We start from the raw sequence: 25411 nt of genomic DNA, 5'->3' as shown, positions 1-25411 counted from the left end.
GGGCACAGTCATGGTGAATCCTCAATGGAAGCAGACGCAGGCGCTGCGCCGGGCGGGTCAGGGTCGGTGCGTTCGCTGCTGCGCGGCGCACGCGCGGCTTCACACTGCAGGAAGCTGGCGCGCGCGCCGCGCGGCGCTTCGTCCTGCAGCGAGGCGCCGGTGGCGGCGCACTCGGGTGCGCCGTACAGCTGCGCCAGCAGATCGAGAAAGTCGGCGCGGTTGCCCGCCTCGAAACCCTCGAGCTGCGGCACGCCGCGCGCCGGCAACAGGGTCTCGCGGGCTTGGGCCAACTGGCCGCGCTGCATCAGCTGACGGGCGAACACCGCGCGGAAGAACATCGGCAGCGGCGACAGCGGCGGTCGCGCGCGTGAGGCGCTGTCGATCGCCGCCGCAAAGTCGGCGTCGGCGGCGTCGGTGCCGGGCTGCAGATGCACGCGCAGCTGGGCGGCGTTGAAGCGGGCACGCGCGGCGTTCAGATGATGGTCGCCCAGGCTGCCGGCGTACTCGATCGCCGCCGCACTGTAGGCGTCGGCGGCCTCGGCAAATCGCTGCTGGGCCATGCGCAGGCTGGCACGGCTCGCATGCAGATGTGCGAGCACCGCCGAGCGCTGGCCGAAGCGCTCGGGAAGCGCTCGGGATAGCGGCTCCAGCTCGGCTTCCGCCTCATCGAACCGGCCCAGCTCCACCAGCACGTCCAGCCGGTGCAAGCGCGTCATCAGCGCGCCGCCTTCGCTGGCCTCCTGCTGGCTCTCCAGCAACGCCGCCAGCACGCTCAGCGCCTCCTCACCGCGACCCGCAAGGCGCAATGACCGCGCCTGCAGCCAGAGCAGCTCGCGTCGCAGACTCGGCTCCAGCGGCTGGGCTTGCTCCAGCAGCGGCTGCAGCGCAGTGAGCGCCGGGCCCGCCTCCTGCTGCTGCAGCCAGCGCTGGGCGTCGATGAGAGCGACCCGCGGATCAAGAGGCGCAGCCGCACGCAGCTGTTGGATGCGCTGCGCCGCGAGATCGAGTTTCTGCGCCAACACGGCTTCGCGCGCGGCCGCCAGCTGCAGTCGATGCAGCAGCTCGGAGTCCACCTGCAGGCGTTCGGCGTTCACCAGGGCCTGCTCAAGTACGCCGTCATCGACAATCAGGCCGAGGGCGCTGCGAATCTCGCTGATCTGCGCGCTCAGCTCGGCCGCCAGTGCGGGCTGCGTGGACTGCAGTGAACGCAAGCGCTCAGCGGCGGCATGCAACACCTCGCGCACGCGGGTCTCGCCGGCTTCCGAGCGGGTGGGATCGGCCGCGAGGAAAGCGTCGTTAAGAATGCCAAGGGCAGCCACCGCGCGATCTCGCTCATGCGCCGCCAGACGCCCCTGCTGCCACACCTGCGCCGCCGCGAGGGACAGCACCAGCGCGCTCAAGCCGGTCAAGGCCGCGGCCAGCGCGTTGCGCTGCAGGAATCGCTGGAAGCGGTACGCAAGCCGCCCGTGCCGGGCGTGCACCGGGCGCCGCTGCAGCCAGTTCTGCAGGTCCTCGTCGAAGGCTTCAGCGCTCGTATAGCGCTGCCCGGGCGACTTGCGCAGGGCCTTTTGCACCACCGCCTCCAGGTCGCCCTGAAGCGCGCGCGCCCACGCCAACCGATCCTCTCGCCCCAGCCGGGCCTGCGCACGCTCGCGCCCCAGACAGCTCTGCGCCAGCGTGGGCGGAGTCGCTTCCAGTATGAGTTGCTCGGCGGCGCCCGCCGAGCAGTCCGCCAGCTCGAAGGGCGGCGTGCCTGCAAGCAGCTCGTAGAGCAGCGCACCGAGCGCATAGACATCGGTGGCGATAGTGATGCGCTCGCCGCGCAGCTGCTCAGGCGCGGCATAGGCCGGCGTGAGGAAGCGCGCGGCCGTCTGCGTCCGCTCCTGCGGCTCGGCGTCGATGAAGCGGGCCAGGCCGAAGTCGAGCAGACGCACCCGGCCGTGCTCGTCCACCATCACGTTCGAGGGCTTCAGATCGCGATGCACGAGCAGGGCGCGATGCGCGTGCGCCACCGCAGCCAGCACGCCGCGGAACAGCTCGATGCGCTCGCGCAGACCCAGCCGCCGCAGCGCACACCAGGCCATCAGCGGCTCGCCTCGCACGCGCTCCATGGCGATGAAGGCGATGCCTTCGGCGCTGCGGCCGGCCTCCAGCAGGCGCGCGATGCCCGGGTGATCGAGGCTCGCGAGGGCGCGCGCCTCTTCGCGCAGTCGCCCTTCGGCAAGCGGGTCCCAACGATCGCTGCGCAGGATCTTGATCGCCGCATGCTGCTCCACGTTGTCGCGGGTGCAGACACCGTGCAGGACGCGGCCCATGCCGCCGCGGCCGAGCTCACCGGCAATCGCAAAGCGTCCGATGCGTGCAGGCAAGGGCTCGGCCGCTTCGGCACACCAGGCCTGCAGTGCCGCCTCCGGGCGCTGTGTGGGTTGTGCCACGATCGCCTGGTCATGCTGAAGCAGGCGCTGCAGCGCTTCGCGAAGCCTGGCGTCGTCGCCCGCAAGCCCCGCAAGCCACGCCTCGCGCGCCGCCGGCGTCAGCAGGATCGCCTCGTCGAACAGCGCGCGCAGCCGGCGAAAGCGCTGGGCCTCGCTGGCGGCGATCTCAGTCTTCACCGTCCAGTTCCATCTGTTCGGCCAGCCAGCTGCGGGCAAAGCGCCACTGGCGCACCACCGTCGGCACCGATACCTCCGTCAGTGCGGCGACCGCTTCGATGGTCAGGCCTGCAAACACGCGCAGTTCGATGACTCGCGCGCAGTCCGGGTCGAACAGGGCCAGACGGTTCAAAGCCTGATCCAAAGCCAGCCAATCGGTGTGGTCGCCCTGCTGCGGCAGATCGATCTCGCGGGCATCCTGCAGCGCCAGCACGACCGCGCCGGCGCCGCGCTTTTCCGCACTGCGCGCGCGCAGATAGTCGACCACTACCCGCCGCAGCAGCGAGGCGGCGATCGCGAAGAAGTGATCGCGGTTCTGCCAATCCAGAACGCGCTGCGCGTGCAGACGAATGAAGGCCTCGTTGGCCAACGCCGTCGCCGACAGAGTCGGAGTGCCGTCGACATCGCGCAGCTGGCTGCTGGCGAGCCTTCTCAGGAGGGGATACAGCTGTTCGACGATGCGCGCTTCGGCGCTGCGGTCGCCCGAACGCCAGCGCTCCAGCAGCTCGGTGATGTCGCCGGAGGGTTCGTTCACGCCGCGATCCCGCAACAGGGCAAGCGCGCGAGTGTAGGTGGCGGCGGCGCGCGCCGCCAATCCGGCGACGTCACCGTCGGGCGCGGGCATCGGTCTCAAGGGGACAGGCTCACGGCGTGTGCTGCGGTTCGCGCTGCAGCACCGACTGCAGCTGCTCGGGCACGTAGCCATTGACGCGATGGGTGGCGGTGAACAGCACCGGCACGCTGTCGATGCCGAGCTCACGGGCGAGCCGCGCGGCCTCGCTGTCGGTGTCGACGCTGAGCTCGTGGTAGGCGATCGCATGCTCACCCATCCAGCGCCGCAGCTGGGCACAGGCGGGGCAGGTGCTGAGTGTGAACACCACCGGCTGCGGCAGCTGCGCCAGGGCCGCGACCGGCGCGCGCAGCGCTTCGACGGCGGGTGGCTCGGGCGTCGTGAACCACCAGCGGGTGAGCAGGCTGCCGCCGAGGGTGCCGGCGAGCACCACGACAAGCATCAGCAGAACGGATTTCAGCGTCTGCATGGGAATCCTCGGGACAATGCCGCAGCCCGGCGCGAGGCCGGGCCGCAGCAGGGGCGCGACGTGCGCGCGTTCAGGCACAGCCAGGCATCAGGGAATGATGCAGCGGCGGCTCAGCATGCAGCGCTCGTAGAGGCCTACGCAGCGCGGATGGTCTTCGCCGTAGGACCAGTTGCAGTCGTCCTGCAGCTGCGAGCAGCAGATGTACATGCCGTAGTTGATCGACTCCGCCTGCACGCCAGCGCCGACCGCCGAGCCAATGGCCAACAGAGCGCCCAGCATCAGTTTGCTGATCTTCATGGTGTTCTCCCTCATTCGATTGGATGGAAGGATCCCGCCTGCAATCCCGTGTGCCGCGTCCCTGGCACGGTCGCCGGCGTCCTTCCTGGGCACTACGCGCAGTGGGGCAGCCGATCTGATCACCTCCCCTGAAACCCAGTCAGCGGCAGTGCCTTGGCCGCTGAGCCGCATCCACGAAAGCGGCGCGGCAAATTCCAGCGTTGCCGCGCCCCTTGGGAGGCGCGCCCGCGGATCCAGCGCCCACGTGCTCGATCTGGGTGACCGGGCGCAGCGAAGGCGTCGCCGCGGTGCGGCCGAACGAGTCCCGACCCGCGCCGGACTCGCGACCACTGATCAAGGCCAGGAGGGACTTGATCAGTGTTGTCCTAGACTGCGCTGCCGCGCCCGCAGGCGCGCCCGTTCAAGCCTAAGGGAGCCCCGCGTGACCTCGATCGGATTCCGTCTGTCCGCCCTCCTAGATGAACGCCGCGCCCGCCTGCAGGCGCTGGACGGCAGCGCTTTCGAGGCCCTGCAGTCGGGGCCGATCGGCCCGTCTCTGGATCGCCTGCTGGCGGCCTCGGACTACGCCTTCGAGCAGCTGTGCAAGCGCCCGGGACGGATGGCGCAGCTGCTGGAGCCCGCGGCGGAGCCCACGCTCGACGGTCTCGACGAGGCCGCCGCGATGGCCGCGATAAGGCGCTACCGCCACGCCGAATCGCTGCGCCAGATCGCCCGCGATGTCGCCGGCATCGACGCCGTGCAGGACACCGTCCGGGCCAGCGCGGTGCTGGCCGACCGCTGCTGCCAGCTGGCGCTCGACTATGCGATGGCGGTGCTGGTCGCGCGTCACGGCCTGCCGCGCTCGCGCGAGGGCGCGCTGCAGCAGCTGGTGGTGTTCGGGCTGGGCAAGCAGGGCGGCAGCGAACTCAACTTCAGCTCCGACATCGACCTGGTCTTCGCCTATCCCGAGGGCGGCGAAACCGACGGCGCGCGTGCGCTCGACAACGAGAGCTTCTTCGTCCGCCTGGGCCAGCTGCTGATCCGCCTGCTCGGCGAGGTCACCGTCGACGGCTTCGTCTACCGCGTCGACATGCGCCTGCGGCCGTTCGGCAATTCCGGCCGGCTGGCGCTGTCGTTCGCGGCGATGGAGCACTACTTCCAGCGCGAAGGCCGCGACTGGGAGCGCTACGCCTGGATCAAGGCGCGTCCGATCGCCGGCGACATCGAGGCCGGCGAGGCCTTTCTGCGCAGCCTGCGGCCCTTCATCTACAGGCGCTATTTCGACTACACCGCCTACGAGGGCCTGCGCGAGATGAAGGCCATGATCGAGGCCGAGGTGCAGCGCCGCGAGCTGGCCGAGCACCTCAAGCTGGGCCCCGGCGGCATCCGCGAGATCGAGTTCATGGTCCAGCTGCAGCAGCTGATCCGCGGCGGCCGCGAGCCGGCGCTGCGCGCGCGCGGGCTGGAGCCGGCGCTGGCCGCGCTGCGCGAGGGCGGCCACGTCGATGAAGCGCGCGCCGACGCCCTGCTTGCCGCCTACCGTCTGCTGCGCCACGTCGAGAACCGCCTGCAGATGCTGCGCGAGCAGCAGGCCCACGAGCTGCCCGAGGATGCGTTCGAACAGCTGCGCCTGGCCCGCGGCTTGGGCCATGCCGACTACGCAGCGCTGCTGGACGCCTTGAACCTGCAGCGCGCGCTGGTGCGTGCGGCCTTCGAGGAGGTCTTCGAAGGCGGCCGCGGCGAGACCGCCAGCCCGCGCGCGGGGCTGATGCAGGACTACTGGCGGCAGATCGACCGCGAGCCGCCGATCGACCTGCTGCGGCAGGCCGGATTTCCGCAGCCCGAGGAAGCGCAGCAGCGGCTGCGCCAGTTCGCCGCCAGCCCCGTGCGGGCGCAGCTGTCGGCACGCGCCCGGGCGCGGCTCGACCGGCTGGTGCCGGCCCTGCTCGAGGCCCTGCCCGCGCGGCCGCAGCCGCAGAAGCTGCTGGAGCGCGTGCTGCATTTTCTGCACGCGGTGCTGCGTCGCTCCAGCTACCTCGCCCTGCTCGACGAGAGCGCACCGGCGCGCGAGCGCCTGCTCGACACCTTCGTCGCCAGCACCTGGATGGCCGAGCGCCTGTCGGCGCATCCGCTGCTGCTCGACGACCTGCTCGACACCCGCAGCCAGGGCGCTCCGGAGTCGCTGCAGGCGATCGCCGACGAGCTTGATCAGGCGCTGATCGAAGTACCGCCGGACGACATCGAGCGCCTGCTGCCGGCGCTGAACGAGTTCCGCCAGAGCGTGGCCTTCCGCATCGCCCGCGCCACCCTGTTCGGCGGCCAGGCCGCCGGCGACAGCGCCCGCCAGCTGGCTTGGCTGGCCGAAGTAATCGTGGCGCGGCTGCTCGATCGTGCTGAGGCCGAAGTGATCGCGACCCACGGCCGCCTGCCCGACAGCGGGCTGGCCCTGCTCGGCTTCGGCAGCTTCGGCGCGCTGGAGCTCGGCTTCAATTCCGACCTCGATCTGGTGTTTCTGTATCGCGCCCGTGAGGGCGCCGAGAGCGACGGCGCGCGGCCGCTGGATGCCGCGCGCTACTACCAGCGGGTGGTGCAGAAGCTGATCTCCTGGCTGGGCATGACCACCACCGGCGGCCGCCTGTACGAAGCCGACCTGCGCCTGCGCCCGGACGGCAGCAAGGGCCTGTTGATCTCGACCCTGGCCAGCTTCGAGGCCTACCAGCGCGATCGGGCCTGGCTGTGGGAGAAGCAGGCCCTGGTGCGCGCGCGCTACGTCTGCGGCGACGCGCAGATCGGCACCGGCTTCGAGCGCGCGCGCGCGCAGGTGCTGACCGCGCCGCGATCCCTCGACGAGGTGCTGCGCGAAGTCGCGGGCATGCGGCGGCGCATGCGCGAAGCGCTGGATCGCAGCCGGCCGGGCGAGTTCGATCTTAAGCAGGGCGAGGGTGGCCTGGTCGATCTCGAATTCCTGCTGCAGGCCGGCGTGCTGGCCTTGGGCGCTGAGCATCCCGCGCTGGTCGAATCACGCGAGAGCGCGACGCTGATCCAGCGCTGTGCCGCCGCCGGCTGGTTCAAGGCCGACACCGCCAGCGCACTCGCCCAGGCCCACGCCGAGCTGCTGGCGCTGGGCCTCGCCTGCACCCTCGACGGCCGCCCGCGCCTGGTGGCAGAGGCCAAAGCCCCCGAGGCCGCGCGCCAGCGGATTGCTCAGGCCTGGAATGAACGCGGTCTGGCCGAGGCCTAGCCCGTCAGGCCAAAGCCAAAGCGCACATAGGGTGGGTCTTGACCCACCAAAGCCGAAGCCGAAGCCGAAGCCGAAGCCGAAGCCGAAGCCGAAGCCGAAGCCGAAGCCGAAGCCGAAGCCGAAGCAAGCATAGGGTGGGTCTTGACCCACCGGAGCCGAACGCTTGCCTCAACCGATCAACGGCAGCCGTACGCATCGCTCGGTCGGCCGCAAGGCGCCCCTTCGTGCATCCACCCGTGATCCATCGCGTCCCGTCGGAAGGTCGCTCCGCGTTCTTTAGTGCAGTGCAGCGTGCAAGGCCGCCTGAACAGTGTCTAAAGTCGCTCTCGCGGCTGCGGCGCTAAGACGTCCGCCGCGAACCCTGGGGAGGGAGAGGCCCGCTTCGTGAAGACGAAGCGGGCTTCGTTCGTTTTGGGGCGCCGATCGCCCTGGGATGGCTGATCGCCGCTCGATCGCCAGGTAGGCAAGCCCGGGGTGCGGCGGGCGTTGGGACCGGGGCGGGCGTCGAGCTCATGGTGGGTCAAGACCCACCCTACGGGATCAGGGCGTTCGCGCTCTAGCGAATCCCGGCCTCGGCCCCCGCTCTACAACACCATCCGCGCGCGCAGCTGCTGGGCCGCTCTGCGGCTGACTTCGATCTCGACGCCGCTGGCCGTGCGTGCGATGAGCCCCTGGCCGACATCGGGTTCGAGGCTGCGGATGGCATCCAGCCGCAGGATGCAGCTGCGGTTGACGCGGAAGAAGTGCGCCGGATCGAGCCGCTGTTCGATGCGATTGAGCGAGCTCAGCACGAAGCTCTGGCCGTGCGCGCTGTACACCGCGGCGTGGTTGCCGACGGATTCGAAGCGCTCAATGTCGCGCAGGCGAACGATGCGCGCGCTCTCGCCGAACTTCAGCAGCAGGCCGTGCTCCATCGGCAGGGTCGCCACCGCGGTGGACGGCGCCTCGGGCGGGCGCAGGCGGGCGATCGTTCTCGCGAGGCGTTCGGGCTCGACCGGCTTGACCAGATAGTCGAGCGCGTTCAGGCCGAAGGCGTCGATTGCGAAACTGTCAAAAGCGGTGCAGAACACGAACTGGCAGCGGTCCTCGATGTGTTCGGCCAGCTGCAGGCCGCTCATGCCGGGCATCTGGATGTCGAGAAAGGCGAGGTCCGGCTGCAGCTGCTCCATCGCCAGCAGCGCTTCCTGCGCGTGCGTGGCCTCGCCGACGATCTCGATCTGCGGATGCACCGCCAGCAGGCGCCGCAGCTCGGCGCGGGCGAGGCGCTCATCGTCGACCAGCAGGGTGCGGATACGGGCATTCATGCGGGCTCCCGCCCGACGCGCGTGCGCGCGGTAGCAGTCGTGGGCCCTGGCCCACCGCCGCCCACATCCGTCCTCACGAGCGCCAGCGGCGTGGCCGCAGCACCGATCGACGTCTTCATGCGCTTTCCCCACTTGCACAGGAATAGGGTGGGCCCTGACCCACCCTGGCGCGCAAGCGTCCACACGGAGGCTGACGACGTGACCGAGACGCAGGCGTGTCGCTTCATGCGCCCTCCCCGCTCGAACGCCAGGGCAGGCAGATGCGTGCCCGGAACTGGGTGCTCAGCGCCTGCAGCTCCAGTCGCGCGGCGTCGCCGTAGCCGAGCTGCAGTCGCTCGCGCAGGTTGGCGAGCCCGGTGCGGGTGCCGTCGGCATGCGCGTCGGAGGACAGCGGGTTCACGACCTCCAGCCACCAGTGATCGGCCTGCGGGCGCGCGCGGATCAGCAGCTCGCCGCCTTCCGGCCGCGGCGCGATGCCGTGCTTGATGGCGTTCTCGACCAAGAGCAGCAGGGCCAGCGACGGCAGGCTGCGGCTCATGCAGATCGGGTCGAGATCGAGGTTCACCCGCAGACGCTGTTCCAAGCGCGCCTGTTCGATGGCGAGGTAGCGCTGCGCCAGCCGCCATTCCTCTTCCAGCGTCTGCGTGCTGCGCTCGGCCTGCGAGAGATGGAAGCGGAACAGCTCCGACAGCTGGGTCACCAGATCCGCCGCCCGCTGCGGGTCCTCGAAGATGGTGCCGCGAATGGTGTTGAAGGCATTGAACAGGAAATGCGGATTGAGCTGACGGGTTAGCTGGTCGAGCCGCGCCTGGCGCACCTGCTGCTGCAGGCGACGGCGCTGGCGGAAGGCATGCCAGCCGAGATAGAGCGCCGTCCACACGCACAGCGTGGAGGCGAGGTTGGCGACCGCCAGCACGTAGAACTGCGGGCCCTCGATGCTCACGCCGAACTCGGCGCCCTCGGAATCGAAGCGCACCGAGGTGATGGTCCCGGCCTGCATCAGCTTCAGCGAGTCGATGGCAAGTGTCGCACCGAGCGAGAGCAGAGAGAGGACGAGGATCCATGCGAGCAGGCCCAACCACGCCGGCCAGCGTGGCACCTGACCGAAGAAGAACAGTCGCAGCGCGGGCCGCAGGCCCGCATGGGTGACCAGGAAGAACACCCAGGCCTCCAGCGCCATGCGCGCGATCCAGGCCTGGCTGCTGGCGCCGCCGGACCCCACGATTTTCTGCAGCAGGACGGCGCTGACCAGAATCGAGCCGACGAACACGACCGCCTGCAGCGCCCAGTACGCCGGCGAGGCGCGGAACAGCGTGCGCCGCCAGCCCTGCATCAGGGTCCTCAGCGTAGATGGCGGCGTGGCCTCGGCGTGCATGGGCTCTCAGTGATCTTCAGGCCCGCGCATCATCGCGCAGGCCGCAAACAAGATGCCGCCCGCGCGCGTCCCTGCGCGCGGCGCGACGGGACGCGCGAACGCGCCCCAACCGAAGCGCATCCCGCGCTTCGCAACCACCGCATCGCGAACGAGGCGGCGGAGTTCGATCGAGCGAGCGACACCCGGTCTCCGATACCGGAAGAGAGCGACACATCGAGCCCCTCTACCACGAGGGGAAAGGGGAGCTCGGGAATCGCTCCGCGCCGATCGGATCTTGGCGTTCGAGGCCGAGACTCGGGTATCGGAAGGACGCCTGACTTCGAGCCCCTCTCCCTCCAGGGGAGAGGGGAGCTCGGGCATCGCTCCGCGCCGATCGGATCTTGGCGTTCGAGGGCGAGACTCCGGTATCGGAAAGACGCCTGACTTCGAGCCCCTTTCCCCATGAGGGAGAGGGGTTGGGGAGAGGGGGAGAAACCTCGCCGCGAGCGTGCGCCCCTTCCCCCCAGCCCACCTTCGCTTCGCTCGGGCTCCAGAGAGCGTCGGCTGCCACCGGCAGCCGACAAGCGCTCTCCTCCGCTTCCCGCGAGGGGAGAGGGGAGCCAAGGCACCGACCTGCATGGATCGGCCGCCATGGCGCCTCACCTGCCGGCCCACAGACCAATCCCGACCCCCCAATCCCAAATCCGGGCTTCTCACTCATACCTCAGCGCCTCGATCGGGTTCAGTCGCGCCGCTTTCACCGCGGGCGCCAGCCCGAAAATCACGCCAATCGCCGTGGTGAAGCCCAGCGACAGCAGCACCGCCCAGCCCGGCACGGAGGCACCGCTCAGAGCCGGCACTACCGCGCTCAGCAGGAATGCGAAACCCCAGCCCAGGGCCAGCCCGATCAAGCCGCCGAACAGGCTGAGCACCAGCGCCTCGACCAGGAACTGCAGCAGGATGAAGCGCGGCGTGGCGCCCAGCGCCTTGACGATGCCGATCTCCCGCGTGCGCTCGGTGACCGAGACCAGCATGATGTTCATCACCCCAATCCCGCCGACCAGGAGGCTGATGCCGACCACGGCGCCGGCCACCAGGGTCACGCCGCTGACGATGCTGTCGAAGCTCTCGCGGGTGCGCTCGGCGGTCTGGAACTGCACCGGGTCGGGCGCGTCCTTGGCCAGCCCGCGGCGCGCGCGGATCACCTGCTTGACCTGCGCTTCCAGCTGCTTGACGTCGCCACCGGCCTTGGGTCGGAAGTAGATCTGCACGTCCTCGGGCGCGCCGGGTGCCGACAGCGAACGCAGGGTCGAGAAGGGCGCGAACACGTAGTTGTCCTGATCGAACCCGAACAGCGTGCCGCGCTCCTCGCCAACGCCGATCACGCGGAACCACTCGCCGCCGATCTGCACGAACTGTCCGACCGGGTTGTCGCCGAGTTCGAGGTCCTTCACTACGGTCGTGCCCAGCACGACCACGCGACGGCGGCGCGCATCGTCGCTGTCGGAGATGAAGCGGCCTTGATCGGTATACACCCGCACCACGTGCTGGTAGTTGGCGACGGTGCCGAGGATCTGCGCGCTGGTGGTCGAAGTGGCGCTGCGGATCTGTCCGCCGAGGCCGATCGGCTGGGTCACCGCGGTCATGTCCTCGACCTCAAGCACGCGCTCGCGCACGGCCAGGAAGTCCTCGCTCGACAGGGTGTTGCGCAGGCCCAGCATGGCCTGCTGGCGCGGCGTGTAGGCGCTGACGATGACCATGTCCGAGGCGAGGTCGTCGAGCTGCTTGGTCACCGAGCTGGACAGGCCCTGCATCACCGCCACCACGGCAATGACCGCGGCCACGCCGATGATGATGCCGAGCGCGGTCAGCGCGCTGCGCAGGGCATTCGCGCGAATCGCCGCGATCGCCGCGAAGCTGCCTTCGAGCACCGCATGCATGAGGCCCGACTCGATCACCGCGGGCACGCCGCGCCTGCTGTCAGTGCTGGCCATGGGCGACCCCCGCGCGTCCGCGCTGGCGGCGGTCTTCGACGATGCGGCCGTCGACCAGACGCAGGCTGCGCCGGCAGTGGTCGGCGATGTCCTGCTCGTGAGTCACCAGCAGGATGGTGTGGCCTTCGGCATGCAGCGCATCGAACAGGGCCATGATCTCCACCGTGGTGCGGCTGTCGAGGTTGCCGGTGGGCTCATCGCCCAACAGGATGGTCGGCTCAGTGACGAGGGCGCGCGCGATTGCGACGCGCTGGCGCTGGCCGCCGGAGAGCTGGTTGGGCAGATGGTTCACCCGCTGCGCGAGCCCCACCCGTTCCAGCGCGTGCAGCGCACGCTCGCGGCGCTCGCTGCGCGACATCACCCGGTAGACCAGCGGCTGCATGACGTTGGCCAGGGCCGAGGCCCGCGGCAGCAGGTTGAAGCTCTGGAAGATGAAGCCCACCGAGCGGTTGCGCTCGTGCGCGAGGTCGGTCTCGTCCATCTTCGCCACGTCGCGCCCGCGCAGCAGGTAGCGGCCCTCGCTGGGCACGTCGAGGCAGCCGAGGATGTTCATCAGGGTCGATTTGCCCGAGCCCGAGGGTCCGACGATCGCCACGTACTCGTTGGCCTCGATGGCGACATCGATGCCGTCCAGCGCCATGAACTCGCTGTCGCCCATGCGGTAGCGCTTGCGCACGCCTTCGAGGCGGATCACCTCGCTGGCATTTGGCAGCGGCTGCGCGCTCATTCGTCCTCGCCCTCGGTTTCGCTCTCGGTGGCATCGGCAGCCTCGGCGCTGGCGCCCTCGCGCAGACGCAGGGCCTGGCCAGCGCTGAGCGAGGCCAGCACCCGACCCGGGCCGGTGACCACGCGATCGCCTTCCTTGAGTTCGCCACGCACTTCCTGCGAGAAGTCGTTGGCCATGCCGACCTCGACCTCGACGCGCTCTGCGGTCTGCTCCGCACTGAGGCGCCAGACGTAGTGCTGCTCGCCCTCTTTGCGCACCGCCGCCACCGGCACGTTCAGGCCGGGCTCGCCCTGCGCGGTTTCGATCTCGGCGCGGCAGCTCATGCCCGGGTGCAGGCTCAGCGCGCTCGGCTCCAGCTGCACTCGCACCTTGAAGCTCAGGCTGCTGCTCGCACCCTGCAGGGCGGTGGCGGCGCGCGCCGAGGTGCCGATCTGCACGACCTTGCCCAGCAGCGGCGTGTTCGGATGCGCGGCGGCGAACACCTCGACCTTCTGGCCGAGCTGCACGCGCGCGATGTCGGCCTCGTCCACGCGCAGCTCGGCCAGCAGCACCGACGGATCGGCCAGCACCATCAGGTCCGAGCCGACGATATTGGTGGTGCCGGCAATAACCGTTTCGCCCGGCTTGACGTCGACCGAGACCATCAGACCGTCGATCGGCGCGGTGAACAGCGTGCGCTGCAGGCGATCGCGCGACAGCTCGCGCTGCGCCTGCGCCTGCGCCAGGGTCTGCTCGCCGGCTTCCACCGCGATGCGGGCGATCTCGTGCTGGCTCTGCAGCTGCTCGAAGCCGTCCTGGCCGACCAGCCCGCGCTCACGCAGCGTGCGCTGGCGCTCCAGCTGGCGCGAGAGATCGGCGAGCCGCGCGCGCCGCGAACGAATCTCGATTTCGGCGGCGCGCACGCCGGCATCGGCGGAGTCCAGATCGGCCTGGAAGGCTTCCTGGTCGAGCCGCATCAGCAGGTCGCCGCGCTGCACGCGCTGGCCTTCCTCGACCAGCACCTCGGCGACGCGGCCGGTGACTTCCGAACGCAGCTGGATCTGGGTCTCGTAGACCAGGTTGCCGGAGGCCAGCGCGGTGTCGTTGAGCGCGCCGCGCTCCACTTCGGCCACGTCGACTTGCGGCGTCTGCTGGCCACCGCGCGAACCGGCCCAGAGCACGAGGCCGAGGCCGGCGACGATGGCGAGGGCGATGAGGGGTTTACGCATGGGGATCAGCCTTTCAGCAGGGTCAGGGTGAGCCAGGGGCCGTAGATCAGCAGGCTCGGCAGGGCCGCCAGCAGCACGGCTTTGCCCCAGCCGAGACCGCTCCAGACGCGCGCGGCCACCGCCACCAGGAACAGGCTCCAGAACGAGAACAGGTTGACGCTGCTGGCCAGGGTGTAGCCCTTGCCGTCGGCCGGGATACCGAAGATGAGCGCGTTGAGGCTGGCGTAGTTGCCGAGGTCCATCGGCAGATTGCCGCCGCCGCGCACCAGCACCAGCGCGATCAGGCCGAGCGCGCTGATCACCATCGGCAGCATCGAAAAGCACGAGGCCGCGAACCAGCGGCCGAAGCTGTTGCGCTCGCGGCTCAGCAGGCGCTCGCCGGCGAAGTAGACCAGGGCGAACAGCAGGGCGAAGATCGGCAGCGCGACCACGCTGCCACCCGCCGCGAAGTGCGCGGTCACCGGCGCGATCTGCTGCATCTGCGCGCGCATCGCGGCCTCCTGGTCGGCCGGCATGTCAGGCTGCGCGGCCATCTGCTGCTCGACGATCCACTCCGGCGTCATGCCGCCGAACAAGGTGTAGGTGGAGGCGACCGTGGCCAGCGCCACCAGCAGCAGCGCCGCCCAGGCCCAGGCGGGACGCTCGCGCAGGGCAGCGAAAGCCTGGCTGGGTGCGAGATAGGTGTCGATCAGAGCGGAAGGCAGATTGCGCGAAGCGGTCATGGTGGTCTCCCCGGATACGTGTGCACAGTGAGCGTGCCCGGGGCCAGACGCGGCTGCCGGAAAAATGTGATCAGCGGTTTCACGGCGTGGGGAACGGTCGGCGACGCGGCCCATGCATCAGCCACCCGTGCGCCGCACACGGTAGGTCTTGACCCACCGAGGCGCGTCGCTGCGCTCGACCCGACTTCGTCGCGAGACTCATAGGGTGGGTCTTGACCCACCGGAGCCCGACGCTGGCCTCGGCATCACTGCATTGCGATGGCAATGCGCAAATCCCGCTAACCCGGCGCCAGAGGCAAACGCCGCGCACGGTGGGTCAAGACCCACCCTATCCGACTCATGGGGTGGGTCTCGACCCGCCATGAGCTCCGCTTAGGCCTCGGCCCTTCAAGCCCATGGGGTGGGTCTCGACCCACCGTGAGCTCCGCTTAGGCCTCGGTCCTCCAAGCCCATAGGGTGGGTCTTGACCCACCATGAGCTCCACGCTCGCCCCGGTTCCGCTTGCTCGCGGTGCTGACCGAAGCGAAAGGCTTTGGGTGCGTTCTTCGCCCCACCCGAAGGGCTGAGCGAAAGCGCTTGCGATCTGCTGGAGCGAGACGCGACAAGCAGCAAGCGAGGCGAGAGCCGAGTCGACATGCTCGGCGAGATCCGGAGCGCGCGCCTCGCCCAGCCCTCACCCCAATCCCTCTCCCGACGGGAGAGGAGCCCGAACGCGCAAAGGGTAAAGCCCTGCAGGGCAGGCCTGCTTTCATGCGCTTCGCCGGGCGATGTCTGCGCCTCAGGCCAAGCCACTGAGGCAACGCGGCATCCGTGCGCGTCACACCTCGTTCGAGCGCAATTCCAGAGTGATTCGATCCACGCCAGTCCAGACACCGGAGTCCGCCATGGCACGCCGCTTCCAACCCGCACTTCGGCTCGGTCTGGCCCTGGGGCTCGGCCTCAGTGTGGTGCTTCTCCTGCTGCAGGGCGGCGGGAACGCCCCTGGAGATCAGCTCAGGCAAGCGCGCGACGACGCAATGGCCTTGCGTCCGGATGCCCTGATGCCAAGGCCTCAGGAGCGCGCGCTGCGCGATCCGGTGTTCCCACCATCGGGGAGCCGCGCGGGTCTGCAACCCGCGGAGTTCCTGCGCGCCTTACCCCCGGACGGTACGCCGGTCGACCAGGTCATCGCTGCGCTGGATGCGCGCGCACGTGCCGGTGACGCGCGTGCCGCCTGCCGGATCGGCAGCGAGCTGCAGCGCTGCCAACGCATGGAACACTGGGAGGCATACGCCACACACTTGCCGGCAGGCGAATTGCCTGCCGAGCGACGCCAGGCAATCCTCGCGGAAGGGCGACGGCTCATCGAGGACTGTGCACGTGTCGCCCCCAGCGTTCAGAAAGACCTGCCCCGCTACCATCTGGTGGCGGCGCTGCAGGGCAATCCGCACTCGGCCGCCCAGTTCGCAGGGGCGGCGGTCAATGCGGGCGATCTGGTGCGCGATCCGCAGCTGTATGCGCTGTACCGCGCGCATGCCTGGCGCCTGTTCGAGCTGGCCTTCGAAGCGGGGCACCCTGACGCCCTGGAAACCTGGTCCGCCGCCGTCGTTTACAGCAATTCGAGCGCGCGCTTGATGCCCCTCTGGGGCGTCATGCCGGACGCATGGCGCCGGCCCGAGCTGGCGGGTGCGCTGATGATGCGCGTGCACCGACCGGGTTCAGTTCCGATTGACCCAGGCCAGTCGGCCGGGGCCCGTGCGCTGCAGCAGGAGGCCGAACAGATCTACCAGACGCGCTTCGCCAACGCGCGCTGGCAGGGCCAGCACTCGACCGGCGTTGGCCTTGCCGGCGCAGAGCGGGAGCTGCACGTGCTGCAGGACGCGCATCGTCCACGACCCTGCGAAACCGCCGGCCTGTCGGAGGGCTAGCAGGCTGTTGAAGAGCGGCCTGCAAGTCCGGCCAGGGATGGCCGGGACGACGAAGCAAGCGCGTATGCGATTGATGTGTCGTGAGGCGGTACGGACCTGCACCGGACCGCCGACTTGAAAGACTCCCCGGATGGGAGCTTTTCAACAAGCTGCTAGCCGCTCGCGCGTTCTCGGGCAGAGCGCCGGCGCCTCCGGCGCAGGTCTCTCCCAGGGCACTGCGGTCCGGTCTCGTCAGAAGAAGAACCCAGCCCACGTATCGCCGAGCTGCCAGTCCTTTGGCGTCGCGTGGCATGTCATGGCATTGAAGCGCTCGGCGCGGCATAGTCCGACGCGTAACCTTCTGCCGTCCATGCTGTCCGCATGGGCGGATTCCGTCCTTCGTTCTGCAGGTCCTTCATGTCCCCTTCCCTGCTTCGCGCAGCGCTTGCTGCACTGCTCGTCTGCACACTCCTCGTGCTTTGGCACGTCTGGCCGGCCAAGCCGGCACATGAGCCTTCCGCGGACACCCTCGAGACAAGGGAAGCCTCCGTGCCGCAAGAACCGGAGATCGAAACCGCGAATGCGGCCACGGTCTTCGACTCGGCCACGCGCAGTCCTGCGCCGCACCCAGCGCGGCTGGCACCGGCCCAAGAGGCGCCGCTTCCGCCGGACGATGTGGCGGTGGACCAGGTCATCGCGGCGCTGGATGCACGTGCGCGGGCGGGCGAGGCGCGAGCGGCCTGCCGGGTCGGCAGCGAGCTGCAGCGTTGCCTGAAGATGCAGTACTGGGACGAGTCGCGCTGGCTCAGTCAGGCGGCTCAGACCGAGCTGGGCCCGGACACCGGCGAGGCCATGTTCGCCGAGCTGGATCGATTGCTGGCGCGTGGCGCCCAGCTGCGTGACGCGTGCGCGCGCGTCGCGCCCCAGGTCCGCCGTGAGCTGCCGCGCTACCACCTGGTAGCAGCGCTCGGCGGCAACATCCACTCGGCAGCCCAGTTCGCTACGGGCATCGCCATCGACCCTGGCGATCTGGTGCGTGATCCCCAGCTGTACGCGCTGTATCGCGCCCACGCCTGGCCGCTGTTTCTGCAGGCCTTCGAAGCCGGTCACCCCGACGTGCTTCTTGCTTGGGCGCAGGCAAGTCGCGGCAACCATATGCTCGGGGGTGTCCTGCCCGAGGAATGGCGCAAGCCGGAAGTGGCCCAGACCCTGGCCCAACGCGTTGTATTTCGAGACCCTCGGTCGCCGGCGATACAGCCCCAGCAGCTGAGCCCGGAGCAGGCCGCAGAGGTGGAAGACCTGTATCGCCAGCGGTTTGAACAGGGCCGCTGGGAGCCACAGTACGTACCGCCGCAGACGCAGCCCTGGGACCCGCAGCGCTACCTGCTCGATCAGGTGGAGGAACAGATTCGCCTGAAACCCTGCGAGTCGAGCAGCGGATGAATCCTGATGCGCATAGGCATGAGGATCGCCGCAAGCGGACAGGGCCGCCCGATGCCCTTAGCGTGCACCCTGGCCCAGCGTGAGCGCGGTATTCGCCTGGGCCTGGCTTCGTTGCTGCGTTGTTCGAAGAGGTGAGCGATCGCTGTCGATCAGCCTTTCCATGCGCCCGATGACTGGCCATCCATCGCTATAAGCGCCTGCGCTCCGCTTGACCGCTTCCCTGATGTCCCATGGAACAACGCCGCTCACCGGCCACGCGAGCACGCCCACGGAACTCCACAGCAACTGCGCAGTCTGTTCGGTCTCCGCACCTTTGGGTGCTTGCCTGTCTGCCTTGCATGACCCTCCACTCTCGCGTCCTTCTTGGGACAGCGCTGGTCATTGCCGCGCTCGCGGCCGGTTGGCATCTCGACGCCTCCCGCACAGACCTTTCCAGCCACGCAGGGCCTACGGCGACGCCAAGCGCAGCGGAGACTGCGCAGGTGCGCGCGCCGGATCGCGCTGATCCCAGCGCCGCCTTCAGCAGCGCGCCGACCCGCACGGACACGAAGCAGAGCGTGGCCACCGCCAGCGCCGCTGCCCTGCTGCCCGACGACACCCCGGTGGACCGGGTCATCGCGCAGCTTGATGCAGCCGCTCGCGCGGGCGAGGCCATGGCGGCCTGCCGCATCGGCAACGAGCTTGTGCGCTGCGAGAAGCTGGGTTTCTGGGGCGCGCGAAACTGGTCGGAGCTGCTTGCGCTGCGCGCGGCTGAGCACCAAGACGTGAGCGCTCTGCTGCCGGAGCTGACTCGCCAGCTGGAGCGCGGCAGGCGTCTGGTCGAAGGCTGCGCGCGCGTCGCTCCCGAGGTGAAGCACGAATTGCCCCGCTACCACCTGACCGCTGCCCTGCAGGGAAACGTGCAGTCGGCCGCTCAGTTCGTTTCCATCGCGGCGCAGCCGGGCGATCTGGTGCGCGATCCGCAGCTCTACGCGATGTACCGACTGCATGCATGGCAACTGTTCCGGCTCGCCTTCGACGCAGGCCATCCCGACGTGCTCCTCGCTTGGGTCGGCGCCCATTCCGGCGCGGATGCCCTTGCCGGCGTGATGCCGGAGGACTGGCGCAAGCCCGAGGTCGCCTCCGCCCTGTTTCGGCGTGCCTATCTGGGCGGCGACGACTGGCGCGAGGTGCATGGCAGGCCGCTCAGCCCAGACCAGGTCGACGAAGTGGAGTCACTTTATCGTCAGCACTTCGAGCAGAGCCCATGGGAGCCGCAGTTTCCGCAGCTGGCGGGCAGGCCTGACGGCTTTGGCGAACGTCTGCTGCAGGAGATCACGGAGCCGCTTCGGCTCAAGCCCTGCGAGGCATCCACTGCGCCGCATTCGCCCTTGATCAGACGGAATCCGTCCGTCGCGCGCTCCGTGCATGCCCGCGGCATGGGCGGCGCGGAGAGACGTTCTGGGCGAAGGGCGGATCGAATGCTCTGCGCTTCGTCCAAGACGACACACGGGCGGAAAGACGAGAGGCGATGCTCCGCGACGTTTGAAGTGATCGCTTCGCCCAGCCCTCACCCCAAGCCCTCGGCCTTCGCTTCGCTCGAGCTCTCGGCGTCAGCGGTTGCCACTGGCAGCCGCTGAGCGGCGCCGAACCGCTCCGGGGGAGAGGGGCTCGAACGCAGCGACGACGCCGCGACTGCATTCAGTGATCTAGCATGGCCTGACGAATCCGCCGGAGCTTCCCCATGCCCCACCCCACCCTGTCCTACGCCGCTCCCTCCGCCAAGGCCGCACTCGCACCCTTCAAGCTCGACCGTCGCGAAGTCGGGCCGACCGACGTGCTGATCGAGATCGCCTACTGCGGGGTCTGCCATTCCGATCTGCACCAGGCGCGCGAGGACTGGGGGCCGGCGCTGTTCCCGATGGTGCCGGGGCACGAGATCGTCGGCCATGTCAGCGCGGTTGGCGCCAAGGTCGACGCCTACAAGGTCGGTGACCGCGTTGGCGTTGGCTGCATGGTCGATTCCTGTCGGACCTGCGAGCAGTGCGCGGCCGGCGAGGAGCAGTTCTGCGACAAGGGCGCGTCGATGACCTACAACGGCTTCGAGCAGGACGGCAAAACGATGACCTTCGGCGGCTACAGCCAGCGCATCACGGTCGATCAGGCCTTCGTGGTGCGCGTGCCCGAGGCCCTGCCGCTGGACCGCGCCGCGCCGCTGCTGTGCGCCGGCATCACCACCTATTCGCCGCTGAAGCGCTTCGGCTGCGGGCCGGGCAGGAAGGTCGCGGTGATGGGCCTGGGTGGGCTGGGCCATGTCGGCGTGCGCATCGCCCGCGCCATGGGGGCCGAGGTGACCGTGATCTCGACCTCCGAGCGCAAGCGCGCGGATGCCGCCGAGCTGGGTGCGCACGATTTTCTGGTCAGCACCGACGCCAAGGCGATGAAGGCCGCCGCCGGGCGCTTCGACCTGATCCTCGACACCGTGTCGGCGGTGCACGATCTGAACAGCGCGCTGAATCTGCTGCGCACCGACGGCACCCTGGTACTGGTCGGCGTGCCGGAGGAAGCCCTGCCGGTGCATCCCTTCGCCATCATTGGCCGCCGTCGTCGCCTGGCCGGCTCGCTGATCGGCGGCATCGCCGAGACCCAGGAGATGCTGGATTTCTGCGCCCAGCACGGCGTGCTGGCCGACATCGAGACGGTCGCCATGGCCGACATCAACCAGGCCTGGGAGCGCCTGCTGAAGAACGACGTGCGCTACCGCTTCGTCATCGATATGTCGACCCTGCAGGCGGCGTAAGGCGATCGGGCCGCGTGCGCGCCTTGACGCGCTGCGCACGCGGTCTGCACGCCGGCTTACGTCGGCCTGCTCAAGCATGCGGATATGCCCAGCCTCAGCCCTCCTCCGCTCCGTCTGTTGCCCCGTGCCCTGCTCGCGCTGGGCCTGGGCGCATCGCTCACTGTCGCCGACGCCGCCGTGCCGGAGCCCGGCGAGGGCGCGCGCCTGCTCCGCTACGCCGGCGAAGCCCGCGCGCCCGACAGCGGCGCGCTGATCTATGTCGAAGAACACCTGCTGCGCGAGCAGGCCGGGCAGCCGGTCGAGCGACTGGTGCTGTACCGCTGCGCCGACGGCACGCCGTTCGCGCGCAAGCAGGTCGAGTACGGCGCACAGCCCTTCGCGCCCGCCTTCGAGCTGGTCGATGCGCGGCTCGACTACCGCGAGGGCCTGCGCCGTGAGGGTGAGGCCTGGATCGTGTTCGGTGGGGCCGGCGAGCGCGCCCACCAGACGCCGCTGGAGGACATCGAGTCGATCGTCGCCGACGCCGGCTTCGAGCCCTTCGTGCGTCAGCATTGGGCGCAGCTGCAGGCCGGCGAAAGCGTGCCCATCGATTTCCTGGTGCCCTCGCGAGCGCGCAGCTACGGCTTCCGGCTGAGCAAGGTCGAGGCGCTGCAGATCCAAGGCGAGGCCGCCAGCCGCATGCGGCTGTCGCTGAGCGGCGTGTTCGGGCTGTTCGCGCCGGCCATCGATGTGATCTACCGCGACGCCGATCAGTGGCTGCTGCGCTTCGAGGGCATGACCAACATCCGCGAGAGCGCGCGCGAGAACGTGGTGGCGCACATCGCGTTTCCGCAGACGCCGCAGCCGGTGGCCGCCGACGCGTGGGCGCAGGCGAGCGGCGAATCGCTGCAGAGCTGCGCGCTGCCGACAGCGGGTTAGGCGCTGCGGGCATTCCGCGCAAGCTGGGTGCAAGCGGATCTGCATGCAGGCCACATCGCCGCGCGCTGCAAGGCCCCTCATCCAGCGCTGCGCGCCACCTTCTCCCGCGGGGAGAAGGGAAGCTGGAAGCTCACTCCCCGTAGCCCGTCAGCTCCAGATAGCCCTCGGCCCGCACCTCGCGCCCGCCCAAGGTGCCGCGCGCATCGATCGCGCCCTCCCAGTAGCGCACCGTGGTGTCGAGCTCCTGCGCGTCCTGCACGCTGTCGACCTGCAGATCGAAGTCGAAGCGCGTTGAGCGCAGGCGCCAGCCCAGCGGATAGCGCACGCCGGTCCTGGGGCTGAGCCACTGGCGTTGCGCGCTGGCTTCCACCATGCCATCGGCGAAAGGCTCGACCCGGCCGTCGGCGTGGATGAAGCTGCCGCGGCTGGACACCACGGCGCCCGCCTGGTCGCGGATGTGGAACAGCATCAAGGCCTCACCCGAATCGAAGCGCAGCGAGAACCAGTCCCAGCCGACCTGGTCGTCGCCGAGCAGGCTGGACGTCCATTCGTGGTCGTACCAGGCGCCGCCCTGCACCGCATGCGTCTCGCCATCGATCTCGATCTCGCCGCGCGCGTCGAGAAACGGATACGCGTAGTAGTACGAGGCGGCGCCGGGCAGCTCCGACTTCGCGCTGTAGCCACCCTCGCCGTGCAGCACGCGCGGGCCGGCTTCCGACAGTTGCAGCCGGTAACGGAAATCCTCGCCACCGCAGTCGAGCGTGAGCGGCAGCAGCTGCTGCGCGTCGGAAGACGCACCCACGCAGTCGCCCAGCCAGCCGCGCCAGGGCGAGGTCTGCACACCCGCAAGCCCTGCTGCACCGCGGGCGAAGCGCTCGACGTGGCGGAAGCCGCCGCGGTCAAGATCGCTGACCGCCGCGTGCAGCATATAAACCTGCCCGCCCTCGAAGTCGGCGCGGGTGGCTGCGTCTTCCGGCCGCAGCGCGAAGCGGAACAGCGCCCACTGCGCGCCAAAGCGCCGGCCCTGCGCGTCTTGAAGCCGCGCGGTGAGATACCACCACTCGATGCGATGCCGCGGATGCGCGCCGTGGTCGGCAGGGAAGCTGAGCGCGCGCGGTGTGACCGTGTCGAAGCCTTCGGTGTCCTCGCCGAGCTGCAGGGTGCGGGCCAGGGGTGCCGGAGCGCTCGACTCGACCTCGCCAGCGGCGCCGCCCGGCGCGCGCGTGCAGGCGACCAGCACCAGCAGGGTCGACAGCGCGAGGGCGACTCGGCGCAATCGCCGCAGACCTTGGAGCTTCGCGATCGCAGTCATGCGCCCGCGCCTCGCAGTTGACGGCTGAGATCCGCGCCCGCGCTGCGCCGCGCCGGCCACCACGCGGCCAGCACCGCGGCCAGCGTCGAGATCGCGATCGCGCTGGCGATCTGCGCCCAGGGCAGGTCGAGCTGCATGCTCCAGCCGAAGCTTCGGCGGTTGATCACTTCGATCAGCAGTACGGCGAGGCCCAGCCCCAGCGGCAGGGCGGCCAGGCCGGCGAGCAGACCGAGCACCGCGCCTTGAACGCGCTGCAGGCGCGAGAGTTCGACCGGCGTCAGGCCCAGCGCGCGCAGCAGGGCGAACTCGCGGCTGCGCTCGATCGCCAGCGCCGACAGTGCGCCGAGCACCGCGACCACGGCGATCAAGCCCGCCAGCAGGCGCAGCACGTCGGTGATCGCGAAGGTGCGGGCGAATACCTCCAGGCTGATCGCGCGGATCTCGCCGGCGGTGACCACCTGCAGGCCGGCGCGGTCGGCGAAGCGCGTGGCGATCAGCGCTTCGAGTTCGGTCTTGAGGCGCGCCGCTTCGCTCACCGGCGCGTACAGAGCCAAAGCGCCGACTGCGCGGTCGTCGAACAGCTGCTGGTAGCGCGCGAGGTCCAGGGTCAGCACGCCCTGCGGGCTGCTGTAGTCGCGGTAGATGGCGGCCACGCGCAGATCGACCTCGCCCTGCGGCGTGGGCATGCGGAACGCGTCGCCCACGGCAAGCGTCAGGCGCTGCGACAGCGGCTCGCTGATCAGGGCTTCGCCCGCCGCAAAGCGCGCCCAGAGTTGCGGATCTTCGGCACCGGCGATCAGCTCGAAGCCGCTGCGGCCCTGCGCGGGCAGCTGCAGGCCCACGACTTCAACGGGGCCGGACTCGGGCAAGCGCTGGCTGCGGCGATTGAGGCCGATGCCTTCAACACCGTCCAGCGCTTGCGCCGCCTCCACCAGCCCCTCGGGCAGCGCGCTGCGGCCCCCGGTCGAGAGGTAGACCTGCGCCTGCAGGCTGCGATCAATCCACACGCTCAGCGCTTCGCGGAAGCTGTGGATCATGCTGCTCATGCCGATCACGGTGGCGATGGCCAGCGACAGCGCGGCCAGCGCGATGCCGGTGCGACCGAGCGTGCGGCGGGTGCCGGCGATCAGCCAGCGCCAGCGCACGGGGGTGTCCCGAAGCACCGCTTCGAGCGCGCCCAGCGCATGGCCGGCCGCCCACGGGATCAGGCCCAGGGCTGCGATCAGGCAGGCGAAGAGACCTGCAAAGCCCCAGAACAAGCCCTGCGGTCCGTACAGGATCAGCAGGAGACCCGCCGCGAAGAGCACGACGGCCGGCATCAGCAGCGCGCGCAGACGCTGCTCGGGCGCGCGCAGGCCTGCGCTGGCGCGGCCGAGTGCATCCAGCACCGGCACGCCCAGGGCGTCGCGCAGCGGCAGCAGCACGGCGACGAGGGCACCGGCGATTGCCAGCACCGCGGCCTTGCCGAGCAGCAGCGGCGACAGGCTGAGCGCGCTGACTTCAACCCGGTAGAACAGCTCGCCGTAGCTGCGCGCCAAGCCCTGCAGCAGCACGCTGCCCAAGGCGATGCCGAGTGCGATGCCGATGCCTGCGGCAAGAACACCGACGAGGGCCGCCTCGCCGATCATCAGTGCGCCGAGCTCACGGTTCGACACGCCCAGCGCGCGCAGCAGACCGATCAATCGCCGACGCTGCAGGGCAAGAAAGCTCAGGGTCTGGAACACCACGAACACGCCGACCAGCAGCGCCAGCAGACTCAATGCCTTCAGATTGATTTCGAAGGCCCCGCTCATCGCGGCGAGCTGGCTGTCCTGCTCGGTGGTGGCGACGAGACGCAGGCCCAGCGGCAGCGACTGCGCGAGCTCGGCGGCGCGGGCTTCATCGGCGATGAGATCGATACGGGTGAAGCCTTCGAGGCCGGTGATGGCCTGCGCGGCAGCGATGTCGGCAAGCACCCAGTCGCCGCTGCCGCTCGGCAGGCTGTCGTCGGGCAGCAGGGCGAGCACGCGCAGTTCGACGCGCCTGCCATCCACGCTGAGCGTGAGCGCATCGCCCGGCGCGAGCTTCAAGCGCGCCGCCAGCCGCTGCGACAGCAGCACGACGTCGTCTCGACCGATCAGCGCGCCCGGGTCGATGGGAGCGGGGTCGCGCGGCGCCGACTCGGCATCACTTCGGCCCCCCACGCCGCCCGCCAGCCACGGCCGCAGTGCGGCTTCGCTCAAGGGCTCGATGCCGAGCAGGCGCAGGCGCGCGCCGGAACCCGCATGCAGCACCTCGCGTTCGATCAGCGGCGCGCTGCGCCACAGGCCCTGCGCGCGCAGCTCGGCCAGAAGCCGCATCGGCACCTCGCCGCCATCCGCGGTGATCTGGTGCGTGGCCGAGCCCGACAGCGCGCGCCGCGATTCGAGAAAAGCCCCGCGCGCGGAGTCGACAGCGAGATCGATCGCCACCACCACCGCAACGCTGAGCGCGAGGCCCAGCAACATCAACAGAGCCTGCCCCGGCGCGCGCCGGTGCGCGTTCCACAGCGTGAGTGCGAGTCGCTGCGTCATCGCC

General features: G+C 69.8%; 18 protein-coding genes. 6 read left to right on the top strand and 12 right to left on the bottom strand.

Going from position 1 to position 25411, the window contains the following annotated elements; genetic code table 11:
• Positions 1-8: 8 nt before the first annotated feature.
• The 4 genes from H4O13_16390 to H4O13_16375 form a co-directional block, all read right to left on the bottom strand.
• Positions 9-2612 (bottom strand): serine/threonine protein kinase, encoded by a 2604-nt coding sequence (locus H4O13_16390; protein MBE5316974.1) that lies wholly within the window; start codon positions 2610-2612, stop codon positions 9-11.
• Positions 2602-3186, bottom strand: a complete 585-nt coding sequence (locus H4O13_16385) for a sigma-70 family RNA polymerase sigma factor (protein MBE5316973.1) — start codon at positions 3184-3186, stop codon at positions 2602-2604. Before H4O13_16385 ends, H4O13_16390 begins: the two co-directional genes overlap by 11 nt.
• A gap of 109 nt (positions 3187-3295) precedes the next feature.
• Positions 3296-3691 (bottom strand): glutaredoxin family protein, encoded by a 396-nt coding sequence (locus H4O13_16380; protein ID MBE5316972.1) that lies wholly within the window; start codon positions 3689-3691, stop codon positions 3296-3298.
• Positions 3692-3778: 87 nt separating this feature from the next.
• Positions 3779-3988: a hypothetical protein gene (locus H4O13_16375; GenBank protein MBE5316971.1), complete on the bottom strand. Its 210-nt coding sequence runs from the start codon at positions 3986-3988 to the stop codon at positions 3779-3781.
• 421 nt (positions 3989-4409) lie between these two features.
• Between H4O13_16375 and glnE the strand changes: the two genes are divergently transcribed.
• Positions 4410-7208, top strand: coding sequence for a bifunctional [glutamate--ammonia ligase]-adenylyl-L-tyrosine phosphorylase/[glutamate--ammonia-ligase] adenylyltransferase (gene glnE / locus H4O13_16370; GenBank protein ID MBE5316970.1), 2799 nt, complete (start codon positions 4410-4412; stop codon positions 7206-7208).
• 584 nt (positions 7209-7792) lie between these two features.
• Here the strand turns inward: glnE and H4O13_16365 are convergent.
• From H4O13_16365 to H4O13_16340, 6 genes are all read right to left on the bottom strand, one after another.
• A complete protein-coding gene (locus tag H4O13_16365; GenBank protein MBE5316969.1) occupies positions 7793-8512 on the bottom strand; it encodes a response regulator transcription factor in 720 nt (239 codons plus the stop codon).
• A gap of 223 nt (positions 8513-8735) precedes the next feature.
• Positions 8736-9887, bottom strand: a complete 1152-nt coding sequence (locus H4O13_16360) for a histidine kinase (protein MBE5316968.1) — start codon at positions 9885-9887, stop codon at positions 8736-8738.
• 692 nt (positions 9888-10579) lie between these two features.
• The gene (locus H4O13_16355; GenBank protein MBE5316967.1) at positions 10580-11824 is read right to left on the bottom strand and encodes an ABC transporter permease; all 1245 of its coding nucleotides are present in this window, start codon (positions 11822-11824) and stop codon (positions 10580-10582) included.
• Between the two features lie 22 nt (positions 11825-11846).
• Positions 11847-12554 (bottom strand): ABC transporter ATP-binding protein, encoded by a 708-nt coding sequence (locus H4O13_16350; protein MBE5316966.1) that lies wholly within the window; start codon positions 12552-12554, stop codon positions 11847-11849.
• 29 nt (positions 12555-12583) lie between these two features.
• Complete coding sequence (locus H4O13_16345) at positions 12584-13795, bottom strand: efflux RND transporter periplasmic adaptor subunit (GenBank protein ID MBE5316965.1); 1212 nt, start codon at positions 13793-13795, stop codon at positions 12584-12586.
• 5 nt (positions 13796-13800) lie between these two features.
• Entirely contained in the window at positions 13801-14517 is a 717-nt protein-coding gene (locus tag H4O13_16340; GenBank protein ID MBE5316964.1) for a YIP1 family protein, read from the bottom strand.
• A gap of 884 nt (positions 14518-15401) precedes the next feature.
• Between H4O13_16340 and H4O13_16335 the strand changes: the two genes are divergently transcribed.
• The 5 genes from H4O13_16335 (at position 15402) to H4O13_16315 (ending at position 21543) form a co-directional block, all read left to right on the top strand.
• A complete protein-coding gene (locus H4O13_16335) occupies positions 15402-16424 on the top strand; it encodes a hypothetical protein (protein MBE5316963.1) in 1023 nt (340 codons plus the stop codon).
• Positions 16425-16952: 528 nt separating this feature from the next.
• Complete coding sequence (locus H4O13_16330) at positions 16953-17846, top strand: hypothetical protein (protein MBE5316962.1); 894 nt, start codon at positions 16953-16955, stop codon at positions 17844-17846.
• Positions 17847-18403: 557 nt separating this feature from the next.
• Entirely contained in the window at positions 18404-19465 is a 1062-nt protein-coding gene (locus H4O13_16325) for a hypothetical protein (GenBank protein MBE5316961.1), read from the top strand.
• Positions 19466-19569: 104 nt separating this feature from the next.
• Positions 19570-20625 carry an NAD(P)-dependent alcohol dehydrogenase gene (locus H4O13_16320; GenBank protein ID MBE5316960.1) on the top strand — a complete coding sequence of 352 codons (1056 nt, stop codon included), beginning with the start codon at positions 19570-19572 and terminating at the stop codon, positions 20623-20625.
• Between the two features lie 84 nt (positions 20626-20709).
• A complete protein-coding gene (locus tag H4O13_16315; GenBank protein MBE5316959.1) occupies positions 20710-21543 on the top strand; it encodes a hypothetical protein in 834 nt (277 codons plus the stop codon).
• 130 nt (positions 21544-21673) lie between these two features.
• Here the strand turns inward: H4O13_16315 and H4O13_16310 are convergent, their stop codons facing one another.
• Together H4O13_16310 and H4O13_16305 are read right to left on the bottom strand one after the other, a co-directional pair.
• Positions 21674-22855 (bottom strand): carotenoid 1,2-hydratase, encoded by a 1182-nt coding sequence (locus tag H4O13_16310; GenBank protein MBE5316958.1) that lies wholly within the window; start codon positions 22853-22855, stop codon positions 21674-21676.
• A complete protein-coding gene (locus tag H4O13_16305; protein ID MBE5316957.1) occupies positions 22852-25407 on the bottom strand; it encodes an ABC transporter permease in 2556 nt (851 codons plus the stop codon). The genes H4O13_16310 and H4O13_16305 overlap by 4 nt, the downstream gene beginning before the upstream one ends.
• Between the last annotated feature and the right edge of the window lie 4 nt (positions 25408-25411).

The sequence above is a fragment of the Lysobacterales bacterium genome, assembly GCA_014946745.1.
GTDB lineage: Bacteria > Pseudomonadota > Gammaproteobacteria > Xanthomonadales > Xanthomonadaceae > Aquimonas.
Note: the sequence above shows the minus strand (reverse complement) of the source record. Positions and strands in the feature narration are given on the sequence as shown.

What these genes read in the sequence shown, in the direction of transcription:
- H4O13_16365 (MBE5316969.1), bottom strand. Translation starts at nt 8,512, where the DNA reads ATGAATGCCCGTATCCGCACCCTGCTGGTCGACGATGAGCGCCTCGCC.
- H4O13_16380 (MBE5316972.1), bottom strand. Translation starts at nt 3,691, where the DNA reads ATGCAGACGCTGAAATCCGTTCTGCTGATGCTTGTCGTGGTGCTCGCC.
- H4O13_16345 (MBE5316965.1), bottom strand. Translation starts at nt 13,795, where the DNA reads ATGCGTAAACCCCTCATCGCCCTCGCCATCGTCGCCGGCCTCGGCCTC.
- H4O13_16310 (MBE5316958.1), bottom strand. Translation starts at nt 22,855, where the DNA reads ATGACTGCGATCGCGAAGCTCCAAGGTCTGCGGCGATTGCGCCGAGTC.
- H4O13_16335 (MBE5316963.1), top strand. Translation starts at nt 15,402, where the DNA reads ATGGCACGCCGCTTCCAACCCGCACTTCGGCTCGGTCTGGCCCTGGGG.
- H4O13_16320 (MBE5316960.1), top strand. Translation starts at nt 19,570, where the DNA reads ATGCCCCACCCCACCCTGTCCTACGCCGCTCCCTCCGCCAAGGCCGCA.
- H4O13_16360 (MBE5316968.1), bottom strand. Translation starts at nt 9,887, where the DNA reads ATGCACGCCGAGGCCACGCCGCCATCTACGCTGAGGACCCTGATGCAG.
- H4O13_16340 (MBE5316964.1), bottom strand. Translation starts at nt 14,517, where the DNA reads ATGACCGCTTCGCGCAATCTGCCTTCCGCTCTGATCGACACCTATCTC.
- H4O13_16315 (MBE5316959.1), top strand. Translation starts at nt 20,710, where the DNA reads ATGCCCAGCCTCAGCCCTCCTCCGCTCCGTCTGTTGCCCCGTGCCCTG.
- H4O13_16375 (MBE5316971.1), bottom strand. Translation starts at nt 3,988, where the DNA reads ATGAAGATCAGCAAACTGATGCTGGGCGCTCTGTTGGCCATTGGCTCG.
- H4O13_16305 (MBE5316957.1), bottom strand. Translation starts at nt 25,407, where the DNA reads ATGACGCAGCGACTCGCACTCACGCTGTGGAACGCGCACCGGCGCGCG.